A 19,709-nucleotide genomic window follows, 5' to 3' on the forward strand; every position below is an offset into this window, starting at 1 on the left:
ACCTGCATGGACGACATCCACCCGATCGCGCCGGACAAGCGCGCCGCCATTCTTTCCAGCCTCGCCGACATCGAACAGCGCCACAATGTGCGTGTGCTGCTGGCCTGCGAATCCGGCAGCCGTGGCTGGGGCTTCTCTTCGCCGGACAGCGACTACGATGCACGCTTCATCTACGTGCATCGCCAGCCGTGGTATCTCAGCGTCAACGAGAGCACCGGTCCCGGCGAAGCGCAGCGCGATGTGATCGAGCTGCCGATCGACGATGAGCTCGACGTCAGCGGCTGGGACCTGCGCAAGGCACTGCGGCTGGTCTCAAAATCCAATCCGACACTGATCGAATGGCTGCGCTCGCCGATCGTGTACCGGCAGGATGACGCTGCGGTGGCACTGCTGTGGGAAGCGGCCCAACGCTTCTACTCACCCTTGGGCAGCTGGTGGCACTACATGAGCATGGCCAGGACCACGCACAGCCGCCACCTGGGTGAGCCCACCATCAGCACCAAGAAGTACCTGTATGTGCTGCGCGCCCTGCTTGCCTGCCAGTGGATCGAGAACGAGCCCACGCCGCCGCCGATGGCCTTCGAGGATCTGCTGGACCGGTTGCTGCCGGACGGCCCGGTGCGCCACGCCATCGACGCATTGCTGGTGGTCAAGCGCGCCAGCGCCGAGGTCAGCGCTCGTCCGCGCATCGCGCTCATCAGCGAGTACATTGACCATGCGATGGCCGTTCGCGCGGCGCAGGCCCCGCAGCTGCCGGCCGGACAGGGCGACAGCGCCTGGCTGGACGTGCTGTTCCGGCGGATGCTGGCCGAACACGCGCCGTCCTGAGCGGTTGCACCCGTTTCTGGTAGCTGCCGACCTTGGTCGGCACCGAGATCACCATCCACGCATGGCGTGGATCTACTGTGTATCCGCGCGGCCCAGGGCGGTACCTCCCCCAGCGGACGCACGCGTATCATCGTCGCGAACGCCCTGATTTCCGGAGACTTCGATGAACCCGCTGCGCCCCTTCCGCGACAAGATGCCCGTCCTCGGCGAGCGCGTGTACATCGACCCGGCCTGCACCGTCATCGGTGACGTGGAGCTGGCCGAGGACGTATCAGTGTGGCCGGGCACGGTCATCCGCGGTGATGTCAATTACGTGCGCATCGGCGCGCGCACCAACGTGCAGGATGGCACCATCATCCACGTCAGCCACCACAGCCCCTACAACAAGGCCGGCTACCCGACCCTGATCGGCGAAGGCGTGACCGTCGGCCACGGCTGCATCATCCATGCCTGCACGATCGGCGACTACAGCCTGATCGGCATGGGCGCCTGCATTCTCGATGGTGCGCGCGTCGAGCGTCATGGCTTCGTCGGCGCCGGTGCGGTGGTCGGCCCGGGCAAGGTGGTTGGCGAAGGCGAGCTGTGGGTGGGCAATCCGGCCCGCCCGGCGCGCACGCTGAGCGACAAGGAGATCGGGTCGCTGCACTACTCGGCCGACCACTACGTGCGGCTGAAGGACGAATACCTGGGCTGAGCAGCCAACGCCGCCATGCGGCTCTGCTAAAGTCTGGGCCCGACCAGGACCTGTCGAGACCCCCATGCCTGTGGCTGCCTGCCGGAGAGGACTCCGGCGCCCACAACGAAGGCCATCGCACTGATGGCCGCACCGATGCTCGATACCTACCGCGAGGTGGTGACGCCGGAGGGTGTGCCGCTGCAGCTGCCGGCAGCCGGCCCGGTGCCACGGGCGATGGCGTGGCTGGTGGATCTGGGCGTGCGCATCGCGGTACTGGTGGTGATGTCGATTCCACTGGCACTGCTGGATTCGTTCGGCTCCGGGCTCGGCCTGGTGCTGATGTTCCTGGTCTACTGGGCCTACCCGATCGTCTGCGAAGCGCTGTGGGGCCGTACCCTCGGCAAGCGCGCGCTGGGCCTGCGCGTGCTTGCGCGCGACGGCGCGCCGGTAGGCTGGATGCCTGCCATCACCCGCAACCTGCTGCGCACCGTGGACATGCTGCCGTTCGGCTATGCACTGGGCCTGATCAGCAGCCTGTTCGATCCCCATGGCCGTCGCCTGGGCGATCTGGTGGCCGGCACCGTGGTGGTGCATGCGCCCGTGCTGTACCTGCCGCCTCCGCCCACCATCGACAGCGTGCTGGCCCCGCCGCAGCCGCTGCGACCGGAAGAGCAGGCCGCGCTGATGGCCTTCGCCGAGCGCGCGCCACGGCTGTCGGCGGCCCGCCAGCAGGAACTGGCCGGCATCGCCGAACCGCTGACCGGCACCCACGGCCAGGTCGGCGTACTGCGCTTGTATGCCATGGCCAACTGGCTGTTGGGGCGGCGATGAAGCAGGAGCAGTTCGTCGCCCGCTACCAGCAGGAATGGCAGGACCTGGAACACTGGCTGCTGCTGCGTGCTGGTGCTGCGCGCCGCACGCGGCGCAAGGCCAGCGCGCTGGCAGTGGACGACGCCGCCTTCCCGCAGCGCTACCGGCGCCTGTGCCAGCAGCTGGCACTGGCCCGCGAGCGCGGCTACAGCCCGCAGCTGGTGCAGCGCCTGCAGCAGTTGATGCAGCAGGGCCACAGCGTGCTGTACCGCACGCCGCCGACGCGCTGGCGCGGTGCACTTGAATTCCTGGTGGCCGACTTCCCGCTGCTGGTGCGCAGCCAGGCGCGCAGCATGTGGGTGGCACTGGCGATGTTCGCGCTGCCGGCGGTGGCCTGCTTCGTGCTGGCGCAGCTCTACCCGGACCTGATCCACATGGTGATGGACAACCGCCAGATCGCCGAGATGGAGCGCATGTACGATCCAGCGGCCGAGCGCCTCGGGCGTGACAGCGGCACGGACTGGATGATGTTCGGCCACTACATCCTGAACAACATCAGCATCGCCCTGCGTACCTTCGCCAGTGGCCTGCTGGCCGGCCTGGGCACGCTGCTGGTGCTGCTGTTCAACGGCGTGATCATCGGTTCGGTGGCCGGCCACCTGCAGCACATCGGCCATGGCGATCCGTTCTGGCGCTTCGTCGCGGGCCATGGTGCGTTCGAGCTGACCGCGATAGTGATCGCCGGCGGTGCCGGCCTGCAGCTGGGCATGAAACTGCTGGCCCCCGGCCGGCGCAGCCGCCTGGATGCCTTGGTCGAAGGCGGCCGCATCGGGGCCCGGCTGTGCCTGGGCGTGGCGTTCATGCTGCTGGTGGCCGCGTTCATCGAAGCGTTCTGGTCGTCGATTGCCGAAGTGCCGGCGTGGGGCAAGTTCAGCGTGGCCGGCGTGCTGTGGGCCGGCGTGCTGCTGTGGCTGTGGCGCGGCGGGCGCGGAGGCGGCAATGCGCATTGACCGCCTGGACGTGGCGCTGCGCGCGCGCAGTGGCTGGGAAGCAATGGAGCTGGGCAGCGCCCTGTCGCGCCGCCACGCGCGTGCGGTATGGGGCAGCTGGCTGCTGGCCAGTGCACCGCTGTTCGTGATCTTCAACGCGCTGGGCTGGTGGCTGGATGCGTTCGGCTGGGCCTGGCTGGCGATGTGGTGGTGCAAGCCACTGTTCGAGCGAGCGCCGCTGTACGTGCTGTCGCGCGGCATCTTCGGTGAGCCGGTGGGCGCGCTGGCAGCGCTGCGCGCGCAGCGCAGCTGGGGCAATGCAGGCTTCTGGGGCTACCTGGGCTGGCGCCGCTTCAGCGTGCTGCGCAGCCTGTGCCTGCCGGTGAACCTGCTGGAAGGCAACGCGCCGGCCCAGCGCGGTGCACGCCGCCGCGCCGTGGCGGCCGGTGCTGCGGGCGCCGCCGTCGTGCTGACCGTGGCCTGCATGGCCTTTGAAGGGGTGCTGGTGTCCGGTGCGATCGGCGCGGTGTTCATGTTCATGCCACTGGAGCTGATGTCCGAATCATGGCGTGCCGCATGGGACATGATCGGCCAGGACACGCCTGCCTGGGCGCAACTGGGCTTCAACCTGGCGTGCTGGCTGGCATCGGTGCTGATCGGACCGTTCTATGTCGGCGCCGGCTTCGGCCTGTACTTGAACCGGCGTACGCAGATGGAAGCGTGGGACGTGGAGATCGCGCTGCGCCGCCTGCGCGAGCGGCTGCTGCCGGCAGCATCGACGCTGGCGCTGCTGCTGTGCCTTGCCCTGCCGCTGGCCTTCGCGCCAGTGCATGCGCAGGACGCGCAGACGGTCGCTGGGCAGGCCGGCGATGCCGAAGGGGACGAGGACAGCGCGGAAGAACCCGCCACTGCGGCCAACGACCCGGCCAATACGCCGGCGATGATCTTCGGTGCGGCGCCGGTGGACACCGCCGGTTTCCGCCAGGCGGTGAACCGCGCCTATGAAGATCCGCTGCAGCGCCCGACCCGCCAGGTCACGCGCTGGAAGCCGATCGAACAGGCCGAGGAAAAAAAGAAGGAAGACAAGGCGCTGCAGAGCGACGGCAGCAGCAAGGGCGAGCGCAGCAACCGCAAGGCCGGCATTGCCTGGCTGGCGCGCCTGGCCGAGTGGGGCCTGTGGGCCCTGCTGGGCGTCCTGCTGCTGGTGCTGCTGCTGACCGCACGGCTGTGGCTGCCGTGGCTGCGCGGCAGTGGCCGGCGCAAGGCCGACGCTGTACCGCAGGTGGTGGAGGAACAGGTGGAGCTGCCGGTCGTGCTGCCGCCGGACGTGGCCACCCAGGCCGGCCTGCTGTGGGACCAGGGCCGGCCGCGTCAGGCGCTGGCCCTGCTGTACCGCGCCAGCGTGCGCACGGTGGGCGAGCGCAGCGGCATCGCGCTTCCGCCCGGTGCCACCGAAGCGCAATGCCTTCGCGCCTCGCGGCGCATGCCCGATGCCACCGACCGTGACCTGTTCGCGCGCATCGTGCGCATGTGGCAGTACGCCGCCTACGGTGGCCGCCTGCCCAGCCGCGCCGATTTCGATGCACTGGCCGACACTCTGCGCCAGCAGTACCGGTGGCTGGCATGAGCCCGCGCCTGTTCTGGTCGCTGTTGCTGGGCGGGCTGGTGCTGCTCGGCGTACCGCTGACGATCCTCTACCTGCGCACGCATGAGCGGGTGACCGAGACCGTGCAGCTGCCGCCGCAGGGCGAAGCTGGCTACAACCCGCTGTACGTGCTTGGACAGGCCCTGCGTGCCGATGGCATCGACGTGCACTCGCGGCCGCGGCTGGACCTGCAGCAGATGGCGCTGGGTCCGCGCGACACGGTGGTGCTGCTGCAGGACAGCAGCGAACTGCCGGCACCGGCGGCCAGGGCCCTGCTGGCCTGGGTCGATGGTGGTGGCCATCTGCTGGTGCGCACGCCGCCACCCGCAGAGGACGACGCCAGCAGTACGCAGGGACCGCTGCTGGACCAGCTGGGCGTGGACAGCCTGTACCAGCAGAGCGACTGCCAGCCGTTCCACGTCATCGACGATCCCAGCCATGTGGAGTTCTGCGGTGGTCGTCGCTTCACGCTGGGCTTTGCCGCCCGTACACGCGCCGAACGGCGTTGGGGCAACGAGCGCAACCTGGTGTTCGCGCGACTGCGCCACGGGCAGGGCAAGGTGAGCGTGCTGGCCGACATGGCGTTCATGCGCGGCGAGGTGGATTCGCCGGCAGCACGCCTGGCGTCGGCTGCGGGCAAGGCCAGCGACGGCCTGCACGATCTCTCGCACCGCGACCTGACCCGCTATCTGCTCGATCCGAACTACGGCAAGGGCACTTTCTGGCTGGTCTACGCCAGCCGCCCGCCATCGCTGTGGGCGCGCCTGTTCTACCAGGGCTGGCCGGTGTGGGCGCCGCTGCTGCTGGCCCTGCTGGGCTGGCTGTGGGGCCGTTCGCAACGCTTCGGCAGCCGCCTGCCGTCGCCGGTGCTGGAACGCCGCTCGCTGCTGGAACACGTGCGTGCCAGCGGCGAGCTGCTGCTGCGCTTCGGCCAAGGCGCGCGCCTGTATGACGCCGTGCTCGCCCTGTTCCTGCATCGCCTGCGCCTGCGCGCACCGGTGGCCGCCGCACTGGACGGCGCGCCGCGCGAACAGGCCATCGCCGAACTGCTGTCCTGGCCGCAAGGCCGCGTTGCCAGCGCGCTCACGCCCCCTCCGCCGCACGATTCCTCCGCCCTGCGCGAGCGCATCCGCTTGCTGCTCCAGATGAGATCCCTGCTATGACCGAAGTACCCGAGCTGCCGGCGGCCGCCAACGCCCGCCTGATCGAACGCGTCGATGCCATCCGCGATGCCGTCGGCCACGCCTTCATTGGCCAGGCCGATGTACTGGACCAGATCCTGGTGGCGCTGCTGGCCGGTGGCCACGTGCTGATCGAGGGCGTGCCCGGGCTGGGCAAGACCCTGCTGGTGCGCGCACTGGCACAGGCCCTGGAACTGGATTACGGCCGCGTGCAGTTCACCCCCGACCTGATGCCCAGCGACGTCAGTGGCCATGCGGTGTACGACCCGAAGAGCGAGAGCTTCAAGATCCGCCGTGGCCCGGTGTTCACCAACCTGCTGTTGGCCGACGAGATCAACCGTGCGCCGGCCAAGACCCAGTCGGCACTGCTGGAAGTGATGCAGGAAGGCCAGGTGACCATCGAAGGCAAGGCGTTCACCCTGGCGCCGCCGTTCATGGCGCTGGCCACGCAGAACCCGCTGGAGCAGGAAGGCACCTACCCGCTGCCGGAGGCACAGCTGGACCGCTTCCTGCTGAAGGTGCTGATCGACTACCCGCAGCTGGAGGACGAGAAGCGCATGGTGACCGCGATCACCAGTGGCCGCGCCGCCAGCGATTTCGACCTGAGCCAGGTGCCACGCGTACTCGGTGCCGGCGAACTGCTGGAACTGCAGCGTGCGACCGCGGCGATCACCGTCGATGACGAAGTGATCGACTACGCGGTGCGGATTGTGGCGGCCACGAGGCAGTGGCCAGGCATCGCGGTCGGCGCCGGCCCACGCGGCAGCATCGCGCTGGTGCGTGCCTCGCGTGCGCAGGCGGTGCTGGCCGGCCGCGACTTCGTCACGCCGGACGACGTGCGCGACATTGCTCGCCCGGCACTGCGCCACCGCATTGCACTGGCCCCGGAGCTGCAGATCGAAGGCCAGGACGCCGACGACGTGCTGGGCGCACTGCTGGCCAAGGTGGAAGCACCGCGCCGATGAGGCCTGCCCCGCTGCTGCTGGCGCTGCTGCTGGCCTGGGCCGCCCTGGGCGGCCTGGTGCTGGGCGGGTTGCTGCCGCGCTGGAGCTGGACGCTGGCCGCCGTGGCCATCGCGCTGCCTGCGCTGTTCGACCTGTGGCGCCAGTCGCAGCGCCCGTCGCCGCAGGTACAGCGCGAACTGCCCGAAGCGCTGGCGCTGGGCGTGCGCCGCGAGGCGGCGCTGCGGCTGCAGGCCGAGCAATCGATGACGGTGCAGGTGTTCGACCTGGTCCCCGGCGGCTGGCCACTGGAATCGCTGCCACAGCGCGTGCGCCTGCGGGCCAGTAGCGCCTCCACGCTGCACTACCACCTGCAGCCGCTGCAGCGTGGGCACTTCCGCTTCGAAGGCGTGCACCTGCGCATGCGCTCGCCTTGGCGCCTGTGGTGGCAGCAACGCACGCTGCCGCCCGCACTGGACGTGCGGGTCTATCCGAATTTCGTGCCGCTCACGCGCTTTGCGTTGTTCAGTGCCGACCAGGCCTCGCGGCTGGTCGGTGCACACGTGAAGCGCCGTCGTGGTGAAGGCACCGACTTCCACCAGATGCGCGAGTACCGCGTCGGCGACAGCCTGCGCCAGCTGGACTGGAAGGCCACCGCGCGTGCGCGCAAGCTGATCTCGCGCGAGTACCAGGACGAGAAGAACCAGCAGTTGCTGCTGATGCTCGACAGTGGCCGGCGCATGCTGGCCAGCGAAGGCGGTCTCTCGCACTTCGACCATGCCTTGAATGCCTCGCTGGTGGTGGCCTACCTGGCGCTGCGCCAGGGCGATGCCGCCGGCCTGTTCGCTGCCGGTGGCGAACGCCGCTGGGTCGCGCCGCAGCGCGGCATGGGCACGGTCGAGCACCTGCTGCGCGCCAGCTACGACCTGCAGCCACGCGCGGTGGCCACCGATTACCTGGCCGCTGCCACCGAGGTGTCGCTGCGCCAGCGCCGGCGAGCACTGGTGATGCTGGTCAGCAACGTGCGCGATGAAGACATCGAAGACCTGCTGGCGGCGGTGCGCCTGCTGCAACGGCGCCACCTGGTGTGCGTGGCCAGCCTGCGCGAGCGCGAGCTGGACGGCGTACTGGAGGGGGACGTGCAGACGCTGGAGGACGCCACCCAGGCCGGTGCCGCGGCGCTGTACCTGCAGCAGCGCGCGAAGGCGCACGAAGCGCTGCGCAGCGAGAAGGTGATGGTGCTGGACGTCACCGCCGACGCCCTGCCGGGCGCGCTGGTGGAGCGCTACCTGGCGGTGAAGCGCGAAGGGTTGCTGTAGCCCTGCGATTGACCGGCGCCGAGCATGGGCTCGGCTCTACAGACGGCCTGATTCCTGTAGCGCCGAGCCCATGCTCGGCTGTCGGCCAGCGGCCGGCACTACCCTTGCAGCAAGCGACGCTGCAACCGCTCCACCGCACGCTGCAGCAGCGCCCGGTTGCGGGCCAGCTTCATCCACTGCGGCAGGCGCGAGAACATGGATCGATGATGGCCGCGGCCCTCGCGCAGCGTCGCGCCCGCGTATTCGTGCAGTGCCTGCAGATGTTCGGCGTTGTAGGCCCACAGCAGGCCCGCGCGGGTCGATTCGACCAGGCGCAGCGGCAGACCGAAATGCGGATCGGCAGGCTCGGCGTCACGCAGGGGACGCGTCAACACCGTGACCTCGGTGCTGCGACCGCACTGTGCGCATCGGGCGGGGAAGGATGCAGGCGCGGGGATGCCGGCGGGAATCGGCCGACACACATGCAGCCACTGATGCCCGCAGAATCCACAGGGCTGGCGGCCCAGAATGCGGACCGCACCCACCCAGTCGCCGCTGTCCAATGCAGCGCTGCAAGCGGTGCAGCGGAAACGCGCGGTCCATCGATAGGGTTCCCAGCGGGCGATCACCCAACCGGGGGCATCGCAGCGGTGGCAACGCACCGCGACGCGGTCCGCGAAGGCCTGCAGGCTGCGCCCGTCATCGAAATGCCGGCCCGGCGCGGGCGTGGCACGCCCATGCCGGCCAGGCCAACGCCGCACCGTCATCAGACGTAGATCCGCGTCGGCGCCTCGTCGACGATCGCGTGCGGCACGAACCGCGCACTGTCGCGGGTGATCGCGCTGTCGTCCTCGCGGATGCCGATGCCGCAGGCGTGGTCACCCACCACCCAGCTGCCGATCAGCGGGTAGCCACCTTCGAAGCGGGTCAGCGGATGGGCGCGCTGGATGATCGCCGGGCCGTCATAGGGACCGTCGCTGCGCTGGGTGCTGCCGTCGGCCAGGTGCATCTCGATGTTGGCACCTTCGCGCGAGAACAGCGGCTTGCGCACCCAGCCCGGGGCCAGCGTGCTGCCGTCATCGAAGTGCGCCTCCAGCAGGTTCGGATGGCCTACGTTGCGCTGCCACAGCAACGGCAGGATGCCCTTGTTGCTCAGCACTGCCTTCCACGCCGGTTCCAGCAACTGCACGCCCGAACCGGGCAGCGCGCGGCCGAACTCTTCGGCCATCAGGTCTTCCAGCGGGTACAGCTTGAACAGCGTGCCGATCACCGAATCATCCAGCGCGGTGAAGCGGCCGTCCTCGGACAGGCCGATGTCCTCGATCGCGATGGCCTGGCCATGCAGGCCGGCCTGCGACGCGCAGTCGCGCAGGTAATCGACAGTGCCACGGTCTTCTTCCGAGCTTCCCACCGCGCTGAAGTACAACGGCGGCGGCAGCTGCGTGGCCAGTTCGCCGAAGCGCTCGACCAGCGCCTCATGGATCGCATTGAACTGGTCGGCATGCTGCGGCAGGCGGCCGGCGTTGCGCTGGTCTTCCAGCCACTGCCACTGGAAGAAGCTGGCCTCGAACAGCGAGGTCGGCGTGTCGTAGTTCAGCTCGTACAGCTTGGCCGGGCCGGTGCCGTCGTAGGCCAGGTCCAGGCGGCCGTAAAGGTGCGGCTGGCGCTGGCGCCAGCTGTCGGCGATCCAGTCGCGGTAATGCGACGGAATCGCCAGCTGGTCCATCAACCGCTCGCTGCCGATGACATCACCGACCAGGTCCAGCGCCATCTGGTGCAGCTCGGCACTGGGGTCTTCGATGTCCTGTTCGATCTGGCGCAGGGTGAACGCGTAGTACGCGCTTTCATCCCAGTAGGGCTGGCCATCGATGGTATGGAAACGGAAACCCGCTTCCTCCGCGCGTGCCCGCCACTGGGCACGCTCGGCAATCCGGATGCGCTGCATGGGTCGATCAGCCGCCGTAGCTGCCGCTGGTGCTGCGGCGTGCGCTGGTGTTGCCGAAGCCACCACGGCTGGCAGTGACCGCACGGTTCGGTTCGCTGGTGACCGGTGCCAGACCGGCCTTGCCGGCGCCGATGCCGCTGGCGGTGTTCAGGCCACCGGTGCCGCCCGGTGCCGGGCGCGCCCAGCCAGCGTTCTTGTCCTGGTATGCCGGTGCCGACGCCGGCGCCTGCGGGGCGAGGCCGCCGCGGTTGCTCAGCATCTGCGACATGAAGAAGCCCATCATCATCGGGCCGATGAACGAGGTGCCGGCCGAGGTGTGCTGCTGCACGCACTGCTCCGGCTTGTAATCCTTCTCGCAGGCTTCCTTGCTGGCGTACTTCGGCGCCGCATCGGCGGCCTGCTTCTGCGCTTCGGCAAAGGCATTGCGGCACGACGACGGATCACCGGTGGCCTCGGTGCAGGCCTCGACCGAGGTGTACAGGCCTTCCTGCACCTTCACCTCCGGCTCCTTCTGGCAGGCGGTGAACAGCAGCGGCGCAGCGCTCATCAGCAGCAGCGCGGTGGTGCGGGAACGTTTCATGGCCTCATGCCCTGTATACGGATCAATGCCCAATGATGCCAAATCCTCACCAACAACCGGAATCGGCAAAGCGGGAAAGATGAACGGCCTTTCATTTTCGTCGGCATTGGGGTCAGAGCCCATCGCGCTGCGATGGGATCCGACCCCGGGCGGCACACCGCACTGGTAGGTGCCAACCTTGGTTGGCACACGCCCCGCGGCGCCGCGCTATGCCCGGCGCGCGCAGCCAAGTCTCCGGCGAGAAGCCCCCTTGTTGTTCAAGGGGGCGCGCCGCAGGCGCGGGGATAAGGGGAAATGCGCGGACCACCAAGCCGCTGCAAGCGGTGAAGGTGGTTGCAGCAGCAACCGAAAAAATTGGCCATGATCGGCTGACCCCCACGTCGTACGGCCCGCCCGTTCCGCCAGCCATGCCCGAATACCGTTCCCGCACCTCCACCGCCGGCCGCAACATGGCCGGCGCCCGCGCCCTGTGGCGTGCCACCGGCATGAAGGACGGCGACTTCCACAAGCCGATCATTGCCATCGCCAACTCCTTCACCCAGTTCGTGCCCGGCCACGTGCACCTGAAGGACCTCGGCCAGCTGGTCGCGCGCGAAATTGAACAGGTCGGTGGCGTCGCCAAGGAATTCAACACCATCGCCGTGGACGACGGCATCGCGATGGGCCACGACGGGATGCTGTATTCGCTGCCCAGCCGCGAGATCATCGCCGACGCCGTGGAGTACATGGTCAACGCGCACTGCGCCGACGCGCTGGTGTGCATCAGCAACTGCGACAAGATCACCCCCGGCATGCTGATGGCTGCGCTGCGCCTGGACATCCCGGTGGTGTTCGTCTCCGGCGGGCCGATGGAAGCGGGGAAGACAAAGCTGTCCGAGCACAAGCTGGACCTGGTCGACGCGATGGTGGTGGCCGCCGATGACAGCGCCTCCGACGAGAAGGTCGCGGCCTTTGAACGCAGCGCCTGCCCCACCTGCGGCTCCTGCTCGGGCATGTTCACCGCCAACTCGATGAACTGCCTGACCGAAGCGCTGGGCCTGTCGCTGCCCGGCAACGGCACTACGCTGGCCACCCATGCCGACCGCGAGGCGCTGTTCCGCCGCGCCGGCCGCCTGATCGTCGAGCTCTGCCATCGCTGGTACGGCGGCGAAGACCCGAGCGCGCTGCCGCGCGGGATCGCCACCCAGGCCGCGTTCGCCAACGCGATGACCCTGGACATCGCCATGGGCGGCTCCACCAACACCATCCTGCATCTGCTGGCCGCAGCGCAGGAAGCGGAGGTCGACTTCGACCTGACCCACATCGACGCGCTGTCGCGACGCGTCCCGCAGCTGTGCAAGGTGGCGCCGAACACACCGAAGTACCACATCGAGGACGTGCACCGCGCCGGCGGCGTGTTCGGCATCCTCGGTGAACTGGATCGCGCCGGCCTGCTCGATACCACAGTGCCGACCGTGCACAGCGCCAGCCTGGCCGAAGCGCTGGAACGCTGGGACGTGGCGCGCAGCGACAACGACACCCTGCATACCTTCTTCAAGGCCGGCCCGGCCGGCATCCCCACCCAGGAGGCCTTCAGCCAGGCCACGCGCTGGCCCGCGCTGGACCTGGACCGCGCCGAGGGCTGCATCCGCTCGCTGCAGCATGCGTATTCGCTGGAAGGTGGCCTGGCTGTGCTGCGCGGCAATCTGGCCGTCGATGGCTGCGTGGTGAAAACCGCCGGCGTGGACGAATCGATCCATGTGTTCGAAGGCCCCGCACGCGTCTACGAAAGCCAGGACGCCGCCGTCGCCGGCATCCTCGCCGACGAGGTGCAGCCGGGCGAGGTGGTGGTGATCCGCTACGAAGGGCCGAAGGGCGGCCCGGGCATGCAGGAGATGCTGTACCCGACCAGCTACCTGAAGTCGAAGGGACTGGGCAAGCAGTGCGCGCTGCTCACCGATGGCCGCTTCTCCGGTGGCACCTCGGGGTTGTCGATCGGCCACGTTTCGCCGGAAGCGGCCAGTGGCGGCGCGATCGGGCTTGTGGAAGACGGTGACCGCATCCGCATCGACATCCCGGCCCGCCGCATCGACCTGTTGCTGGATGAGGCCACGCTGGTCCAGCGCCGCAGCGAGGCCGATGCACGCGGCTGGAAACCGCGTGCGCCGCGCCCGCGCAAGGTCACCAGCGCGTTGAAGGCCTACGCTCTGCTCGCCACCAGCGCCGACAAGGGCGCCGTACGCAACACCGCCCTGCTCGGCGATTGATCCCTGCGCGGTAGTGCCGGCCGCTGGCCGGCATCTGCACGCCGCGTCCCACATCATTGAGGTTGCCGGCCAGCGGCCGGCACTACCCGTCGTGATCCGTTATGGTGGCCAGGAGGTCATCAACACGGAGGTTGAGAGGATGTTGCTTTTCTTTGCACTGGCCGCTGCCATGGGCACGTCAGCAGAACCACCCAAAGCACCCGACTGCAGCTACGACCGTGCAGCGATGCTGGCGATGGAACCGGATGCGTTCGATCAGGACCTGGAAGGTGGCTGGCGCACGCTGGCCGACCGTGGCTGCCACCGTGAAGCCGCTGATCTGCTCGCCGCCTATGCTGTGCTGCCCAAGGCTGCGGGCAACACCATGATTCTGTGGCATGAAAGCCAGATGCGTGCGGAGGCGGGCCAGTACCCGGAGGCGGTGGCGCTGATGCAGCGCACCTACAAGCCCACCGCCACCGACCCCGGTTACTGGAACGCCTACGTGGACGGCACGATCGCCTTCCTGCAGCGTGATCGTGCGGCGCTGGAGAAAGCGCGAGCAAGGTTGATTGCGATTCCTGCGCCGGAGCAGATTGCCAAGGCGCTGAAGGATGGGCGTTATCATTTCACGACCGCCGGCGGGCAGAAGGTGGATGTGCCGTGGCCGCCCAACCTGGACGTGCTCGATGGCTTCCTGCGCTGCTTTGATCGCGATTACCACAATGCGATGGGCAACCAGGCCTGCCGGAATCCGGAGGGCGATTGAGCGACAGAGGGCGTGGTCGGGTCAGAGCCCTTCCTTCGGAAGGGATCCGACCCCGTCTCAGCCGATCACGCGCTTGAACGGCGGCAGCGCGTCGATGATGCGCTTGCCGTAGCGGCGGGTCAGCAGCCGCGAATCGAGGATGATCACGCGGCCGGTGTCGGTGGAGGTGCGGATCAGGCGGCCGGCGAACTGGGTCAACGTGCGCAGCGCGTGCGGAATGGCGATCAGGTTGAACGCATTGAGCCCGCGGCCTTCGAACCATTCGCTGAGGGTGGCGGTCTGCGGATCGGTCGGCACCGCGAACGGTACCTGGGTGATCACCACCGTGGTGCAGGCTTCGCCGGGCAGGTCGAGGCCTTCGCCGAACGAGTTCAGGCCGAACAGTACCGAGCCTTCGCCGGCAGCGACGCGGCGCAGGTGCTCTTCGATCAGCCGGGTCTTGGACATCTCGCCCTGTACCAGCACCTGCTTGCGCCGCGCGGCCGGCATCAGCCCGGCCACCTTTTCCATCTTCCAGCGCGAGGTGAACAGCACCATCGAGCCCTTGGCCCAATCCAACTCGGTGTCGAGGTAGCGCGCCACTTCGCGGGGATGGCCTTCGCGGTCGTCGGGGGTGACCGGGAACCTGGGCACGATCAGCTCGGCCTGGTTGGGCAGGTCGAACGGCGACGACAGCGAGACCATCTCGGCCTCTTCCGGAATGCCGTTGTCGATCGCCAGCGACTGGAAATCGCCACCGCCGGTCAGCGTCGCCGAGGTCATCACCACCGAGTCCACCTCATCCCACAGCAGCTTGCGCAGCACGTGCGCGGCCGATACCGGCGAGCCGTGCAGCACCAGGTCGCCGTCGCGGGTGGCGGTGACCCAGCGCGCCATCGGCGGCGCGCCGTCCTTGTCCTCGCGGCGCCAGGCCTGCCACAGGTTGTACTGTTGCTCGATCATTTCCAGCGCCATGCCCAGGTTGCGCTGCAGGCGCTCGCGCGCGGCGTCGTCCGGCTTGCCCTTGGCCACCTGCGCGGTAGCGGCATGCGCCCAGTTGTAGAGGCTGCGGGTCTCGTCGGCCAGTGCCTCGATCGGCTCGCGCCAGGCCTCCGGCAAACGGCCGTTGGCCGCGCGCCACATCGGCTCCTCATCCGCTGGCGCCGGCATCCACACCCGCTCGATGTGATCGCGGAACGCGCGCAGCTGCTTGGCGACGTTGCTGGCGACCTCGATCGCTTCGTTCGGCAGCAGGTTGCCGAGGCGGTCCTTGTCAACCGCGCGGTAGGCACCGGCAATCAGGATCTGCAGGCGCCCGGTGCGCTTGGCCATTTCATCCAGCGCCAGGCTGGCCGCGCCCTGGTCGATCGCCACGTTGCCGATGTGATGGCCTTCGTCCAGCACCAGCAGCATGTCCGACGGCGGCGCGATCAACGGCTGGCCGTTGTCGCTGTCGCCGATCGACAGCGCCGACAGCAGCAGCGCGTGGTTGGTGACCACGATCTGCGCATCGCGCACGGTGTTGCGTGAACGCAGCACCGCGCACTGCGCCGAATACGCACAACGGCGCCCGGCGCAGCCCGAGGCCGGCGTGGTGATGCGGCTGCGCAGGCCGGGACTGATGGTCTCCGGCGCATTGTCGATATCGCCGTCCCAGCTGCCGCCGGTGAAGGCATCGGTCAGGCGCTTGGCGATGTCCATCTCGATCGGCGCCAGCGGCCGGTCGAACAGTGGTGCATCATCCTCGAACATGCCGCCCTGCGAGCCCTCGCCCTGTGCTTCGGCGGCGTTACGCGTGCACAGGTAGCGGGTACGGCCCTTGGCCAGCGCCACGGTTGCTTCCAGGCCGGTGGCCTTGAGGAAATTCGGGATATCGCGCTCGACCAGCTGCGACTGCAGCGCCACGGTGCCGGTGCTGATCACCAGCTTCTTCTTGCTGGCCAGCGCAATCGGTACGCCCGCAGTGAGGTAACCCAGGCTCTTGCCGACGCCGGTCGGCGCCTCGACCACGCCAACGCCGCCGCTCTTCGACAGCGCGCGTGACACCACGCCGATCATCTGGCTCTGCGAGCGGCGGGTGGAGAAGCCGGGAGTATTGGCCTGCAGCGTCGTGTACGCCTTGCGGATCGCGTCCTTCAAGGGGTCATCGAGCGTGCGCGGAGCGGCGACGGTTTCGGTCACGCCGGGAATTACCGTGGCTGGATCGGGCCGGTCATTGTCGCATGGCCGGCCATGTCCGCCGCCGCTGGCTGCCTGAACGGGGCAGCGGCGACGCCCGGCGGCTGGATGAACACGCCGGACGCTGCTGGCGACGGCCCTGGGCCGTCACCGCGGTGTCACTGCACCGCGTTGCCGCGCAGCCGCAGCAGGCGCACCAGCGCCCACACCAGCAGCACCACGCCGATGGCCTCGACCATTGCCAGCGCGAAATGCAGCACGCCGAGGATGGCGCTCAGGCTCGACACGGCACTGAAATCACCACTGCGGACCATCCACATCGGCAGGATGCCCGCCGCCATCCCACCGAGGCTGGTCAACAGCAACAGCAGCAGGCCGACCAGGGCGCCGGTGCGGGTCGCATCGCGCGGCGCACCGACCACCCAGACCAGGCCGACGCACAGCGCGATCAGCACCGGCAGGCGCACACCGACCATGCTCAGCACGGTCACCATCAAGGTCGTGCCGTCCATCGATCAGTCCTCGCCGGCCAACACAGCCGGGCCCTGGCGCAGCGCCTGGTAGACCTCGTCGGTCTGCGGGCGTACGCCGTGCCACTGCAGGAAGCTCTCGGCGGCCTGTTCGACCAGCATGCCCAGGCCATCCACGGTGTTGCGGCAGTTCGCCGCGCGTGCCCATGCCAGGAAGGCGATCGCCGCCTCGCCGTAGTTCAGGTCGACGGCGGTGGTCATCGAGTTGACCAGCGACAGCGGCAGCTTGAACTCGACATCGCGGTCGCGGCCCGCCGAGGTGGCGTTGACGATCAGTTCAAAGTCGCCCAGGTCGCGCAGGTCCTCCCAGTAGCGGCTGATCGCGCGGCCCGGTTCGCCCATGGCATCGATCAGCTCGTCGGCACGTTCCGGCGTGCGGTTGACCACCACCAGTTCGGTGATGCCGGCATCGAGCAGCGCCGGGGCGACGCTGCGCGCCGAGCCACCGGCACCGATCATCAGCACGCGACGGCCGCGCAGGTCCAGGCCGTGGCGGTCGGTCAGGTCGCGCACCAGGCCGATGCCATCGGTGGTGTCGCCGTGCCAACGGTCGCCCTTGCGCAGCAGCGTGTTGACCGATCCGGCGCGGCGCGCCCTTGCGGTCAGCGTGGTGCACACCGAGAACGCGGTTTCCTTGTGCGGCAGGGTGACGTTCGCACCGACACCGCCCTCGGCAGCGAAGGCCTCCAGGCCGGCCAGGAACGCCTCCGGGGCCAGGTCGATCGCGCGATAGTCGATGGCGATGCCTTCCTGGCGACCGAACGACGCATGGATCTGCGGCGACTTCGAGTGGGCAACGGGGTGTCCGAAGACGGCGTAACGGTCGGTCATGGAATCCTCAAGCTGGCTAGACTGATGCTCTTTCGTGCACGGAACCGGATGATGCGCATCACCCCGCCCCTGCTGGTGCTCGCCGCCAGTCTACTCTCTGCCCCCGTGGCGATGGCGTTGAACGAGTACGGCATCGAAGGCATGGGCGTGGTCTCGACCCGCGCCGACGAAGGCCGCGCCACGATCAGCGCCGATGGCCAGCGCATCGTCTTCGCCCGCCGCGGCGAGGCCGGCTGGGGCCTGTGGCAGGCGCGCGTGGTCGACGGTCGCTGGCAGCAGGCACAGGAACTGCCGGTCGGCGTGGCCGGTCAAGCCCGCGATCCCTACTTCAGCCGTGACGGCCGCTGGCTGCTGTTCGCGGCCGGTCGCGAGGGCGCGCTGGCGCTGTACCGCGCTGCGCTGGCCACCGATGGCCGGCTGGGCCCGGCGCAGCCGCTGGCCGGTGACGGCGGGCGCCGGGAAGAGCGCGGACCGGCCCTGAGCGCGGATGGAAAGCAGCTGTTGTTTGCCCGCCAGCAGGGCCATGGCGCCGGCTGGGATCTGTTCGTAGCGACGCTGGATGCGCAGGGCCTGCGTGGCCCGGCCACCGCACTGAGCGCGTTGAACAGCGCCGACGACGAGACCGACGGCGACTGGCTGGGCCATGACGGCGCCGTGGTGTTCAGCCGCGGCCACGGCAGTACCGCGCAGGTGTGGAGCAGCGGCTGTGCGTGGAGCGGTGTGGCGCTGCAGCCGCTGGGGCTGTCGTTCAACCAGGCCGGCGGCTGGACCGGCGCGCCGGTGATCGACAACGCCAAGCCCGGCGAGATGATGGTGGCCAGCAGCGCGGCAAAGGCGCCGCGCGCCGGTGGCGTGGACGTGTACCGGTTGGCGGTGCCGAGGGTGACGGCGGTGGCCGGGTGCGTGCGGTAGATCCACGCCATGCGTGGATGGCGCCCGCGAAGGGGTCAGAGCCCTTTCCTGCGGAAAGGGATCCGACCCCGGGGATCGCCCGTCAGCGCGACAGCACCTTGGCGCGCAACTGCTCGTACTCCATCTCGCTCAGCTGGCCGTTGTCCTTGCGCTGGTTCAACGCGGCCAGCTCGGCCTGCACGCTGTCCGGCAGGGCCTGCTCACGGGCCACGTGGCGGGCGGCGGAGAGCTGCTCCGGTGGGCGCTTGCCCGCGCGCCATGCGGCGATGAAGACAGCGACGATGATGGCGCCGAACACCAGCGTACCGATGCCCCAGATCAGCCATTGCATCCATCCCAGTTCGGGTCCCATCGCGCAGTCCTCCGTCTATCGTGGCGCTATTGTCAGCGCTCGCGCAGCCATCGCGCCACCTGCGGCGCGAAATAGGTCAGCACGCCATCGGCACCGGCCCGCTTGAAGCCCAGCAGCGACTCCAGCACGCAGGCACGCTCGTCCAGCCAGCCGTTGGCGAAGGCGGCCTTCATCATCGCGTACTCGCCACTGACCTGGTAGGCGAAGGTCGGCACGCCGAACGTCTCCTTCACCCGGCGCACCAGGTCCAGGTACGGCATGCCCGGCTTGACCATCACCATGTCGGCGCCCTCTTCCAGGTCCAGCGCGATCTCGCGCAGAGCCTCGTCGCCGTTGGCCGGGTCCATCTGGTAGGTCTTCTTGTCGGCCTTGCCGAGGCTGGACGCGCTGCCCACCGCATCACGGAACGGGCCGTAGAACGCCGAAGCGTACTTGGCCGAGTAGGCCATGATGCGCACGTTGATGTGGTTGTCGGCATCCAGCGCACGGCGGATCGCGCCAATGCGGCCGTCCATCATGTCCGACGGCGAGACGATGTCCACACCGGCCTCGGCGTGCGACACCGACTGCTTGACCAGCGCTTCGACCGTGATGTCGTTCAGCACATAGCCCTTGTCGTCGATGATGCCGTCCTGGCCGTGGGTGGTGTACGGGTCCAGCGCCACGTCGGTCATCACGCCCAGTTCCGGGAAGCGCGACTTCAGCGCGCGGATCGCACGCTGCGCCAGGCCGTCCTCGGCCCACGCCGCCGACGCGTCCAGCGACTTCAGCGACGGGTCGATCACCGGGAACAGGTCGATCACCGGAATGCCCAGTTCCAGCGCTTCTTCGGCCACCTTCAGCAGCTCTTCGATCGACAGCCGCTCCACGCCCGGCATCGACGGCACTGCGGTGCGGCCCGCCAGTTCGTGCACGAACACCGGGTAGATCAGGTCGTCGGTGGTCAGCGTGTGCTCGCGCATCAGGCGGCGCGAGAACTCGTCGCGGCGCATGCGGCGCGGGCGGTAAAGCGGATGGGACATGGCAGGCTCCGAGGAGTG

At 68.9% G+C, this 19,709-nt stretch carries 19 protein-coding genes; 11 read left to right on the plus strand and 8 right to left on the minus strand.

Annotation, left to right across the window (positions count from 1 at the left end; all coding sequences use genetic code 11):
* Nucleotides 1–6 precede the first annotated feature (6 nt).
* From ACEPA4_RS19090 to ACEPA4_RS19125, 8 genes are all read left to right on the plus strand, one after another.
* Nucleotides 7–828 (plus strand): nucleotidyltransferase domain-containing protein, encoded by an 822-nt coding sequence (locus ACEPA4_RS19090; protein ID WP_262090182.1) that lies wholly within the window; start codon nt 7–9, stop codon nt 826–828.
* A gap of 163 nt (nt 829–991) precedes the next feature.
* Complete coding sequence (locus ACEPA4_RS19095) at nt 992–1,522, plus strand: gamma carbonic anhydrase family protein (RefSeq protein WP_262090183.1); 531 nt, start codon at nt 992–994, stop codon at nt 1,520–1,522.
* Between the two features lie 123 nt (nt 1,523–1,645).
* Nucleotides 1,646–2,335 carry an RDD family protein gene (locus ACEPA4_RS19100; protein ID WP_005420157.1) on the plus strand — a complete coding sequence of 230 codons (690 nt, stop codon included), beginning with the start codon at nt 1,646–1,648 and terminating at the stop codon, nt 2,333–2,335.
* Nucleotides 2,332–3,324, plus strand: coding sequence for a stage II sporulation protein M (locus tag ACEPA4_RS19105; protein ID WP_065177881.1), 993 nt, complete (start codon nt 2,332–2,334; stop codon nt 3,322–3,324). Before ACEPA4_RS19100 ends, ACEPA4_RS19105 begins: the two co-directional genes overlap by 4 nt.
* Entirely contained in the window at nt 3,314–4,930 is a 1,617-nt protein-coding gene (locus ACEPA4_RS19110) for a DUF4129 domain-containing protein (RefSeq protein WP_139727960.1), read from the plus strand. Before ACEPA4_RS19105 ends, ACEPA4_RS19110 begins: the two co-directional genes overlap by 11 nt.
* Nucleotides 4,927–6,111 carry a DUF4350 domain-containing protein gene (locus tag ACEPA4_RS19115; protein ID WP_235648992.1) on the plus strand — a complete coding sequence of 395 codons (1,185 nt, stop codon included), beginning with the start codon at nt 4,927–4,929 and terminating at the stop codon, nt 6,109–6,111. The genes ACEPA4_RS19110 and ACEPA4_RS19115 overlap by 4 nt, the downstream gene beginning before the upstream one ends.
* Entirely contained in the window at nt 6,108–7,094 is a 987-nt protein-coding gene (locus tag ACEPA4_RS19120) for a MoxR family ATPase (protein WP_005411535.1), read from the plus strand. Before ACEPA4_RS19115 ends, ACEPA4_RS19120 begins: the two co-directional genes overlap by 4 nt.
* The gene (locus tag ACEPA4_RS19125; RefSeq protein ID WP_164092984.1) at nt 7,091–8,389 is read left to right on the plus strand and encodes a DUF58 domain-containing protein; all 1,299 of its coding nucleotides are present in this window, start codon (nt 7,091–7,093) and stop codon (nt 8,387–8,389) included. Before ACEPA4_RS19120 ends, ACEPA4_RS19125 begins: the two co-directional genes overlap by 4 nt.
* A 98-nt stretch (nt 8,390–8,487) precedes the next feature.
* Here the strand turns inward: ACEPA4_RS19125 and ACEPA4_RS19130 are convergent, their stop codons facing one another.
* The 3 genes from ACEPA4_RS19130 to ACEPA4_RS19140 are packed head-to-tail and all read right to left on the minus strand — an operon-like array spanning nt 8,488 to nt 10,893.
* Entirely contained in the window at nt 8,488–9,135 is a 648-nt protein-coding gene (locus ACEPA4_RS19130) for a hypothetical protein (RefSeq protein ID WP_005420170.1), read from the minus strand.
* Nucleotides 9,135–10,313: a glutathionylspermidine synthase family protein gene (locus ACEPA4_RS19135; RefSeq protein WP_065177878.1), complete on the minus strand. Its 1,179-nt coding sequence runs from the start codon at nt 10,311–10,313 to the stop codon at nt 9,135–9,137. Before ACEPA4_RS19135 ends, ACEPA4_RS19130 begins: the two co-directional genes overlap by 1 nt.
* 7 nt (nt 10,314–10,320) lie before the next feature.
* The gene (locus ACEPA4_RS19140) at nt 10,321–10,893 is read right to left on the minus strand and encodes a DUF1190 domain-containing protein (protein ID WP_005420172.1); all 573 of its coding nucleotides are present in this window, start codon (nt 10,891–10,893) and stop codon (nt 10,321–10,323) included.
* A 407-nt stretch (nt 10,894–11,300) separates the two neighbouring features.
* Here ACEPA4_RS19140 and ilvD point away from each other — a divergent pair, with 407 nt between their 5' ends.
* Both ilvD and ACEPA4_RS19150 read left to right on the plus strand, forming a co-directional pair.
* On the plus strand, nt 11,301–13,139 hold the full coding sequence (gene ilvD, locus ACEPA4_RS19145; protein WP_065185880.1) for a dihydroxy-acid dehydratase: 1,839 nt from the start codon (nt 11,301–11,303) through the stop codon (nt 13,137–13,139).
* A gap of 139 nt (nt 13,140–13,278) precedes the next feature.
* Nucleotides 13,279–13,887 (plus strand): hypothetical protein, encoded by a 609-nt coding sequence (locus ACEPA4_RS19150; RefSeq protein ID WP_058979311.1) that lies wholly within the window; start codon nt 13,279–13,281, stop codon nt 13,885–13,887.
* A gap of 57 nt (nt 13,888–13,944) precedes the next feature.
* Here ACEPA4_RS19150 and dinG read toward each other — a convergent pair whose 3' ends face one another.
* The 3 genes from dinG to aroE all read right to left on the minus strand — a co-directional run bounded on the left by dinG (nt 13,945) and on the right by aroE (nt 17,405).
* Nucleotides 13,945–16,047: an ATP-dependent DNA helicase DinG gene (gene dinG, locus ACEPA4_RS19155; protein WP_005420175.1), complete on the minus strand. Its 2,103-nt coding sequence runs from the start codon at nt 16,045–16,047 to the stop codon at nt 13,945–13,947.
* 155 nt (nt 16,048–16,202) lie between these two features.
* The gene (locus ACEPA4_RS19160; RefSeq protein WP_005420176.1) at nt 16,203–16,556 is read right to left on the minus strand and encodes a hypothetical protein; all 354 of its coding nucleotides are present in this window, start codon (nt 16,554–16,556) and stop codon (nt 16,203–16,205) included.
* A gap of 3 nt (nt 16,557–16,559) precedes the next feature.
* Nucleotides 16,560–17,405, minus strand: a complete 846-nt coding sequence (gene aroE / locus ACEPA4_RS19165) for a shikimate dehydrogenase (protein ID WP_005420177.1) — start codon at nt 17,403–17,405, stop codon at nt 16,560–16,562.
* 48 nt (nt 17,406–17,453) lie between these two features.
* Between aroE and ACEPA4_RS19170 the strand changes: the two genes are divergently transcribed.
* Complete coding sequence (locus tag ACEPA4_RS19170; RefSeq protein WP_262090186.1) at nt 17,454–18,317, plus strand: TolB family protein; 864 nt, start codon at nt 17,454–17,456, stop codon at nt 18,315–18,317.
* Between the two features lie 82 nt (nt 18,318–18,399).
* Here the strand turns inward: ACEPA4_RS19170 and ACEPA4_RS19175 are convergent, their stop codons facing one another.
* Entirely contained in the window at nt 18,400–18,669 is a 270-nt protein-coding gene (locus tag ACEPA4_RS19175; RefSeq protein ID WP_061479005.1) for a hypothetical protein, read from the minus strand.
* 32 nt (nt 18,670–18,701) lie between these two features.
* A complete protein-coding gene (gene hemB, locus ACEPA4_RS19180; RefSeq protein ID WP_262090189.1) occupies nt 18,702–19,691 on the minus strand; it encodes a porphobilinogen synthase in 990 nt (329 codons plus the stop codon).
* Nucleotides 19,692–19,709 lie beyond the last annotated feature (18 nt).

This window comes from Stenotrophomonas sp. P2112, from assembly GCF_041897515.1.
Classification (GTDB): domain Bacteria; phylum Pseudomonadota; class Gammaproteobacteria; order Xanthomonadales; family Xanthomonadaceae; genus Stenotrophomonas; species Stenotrophomonas sepilia.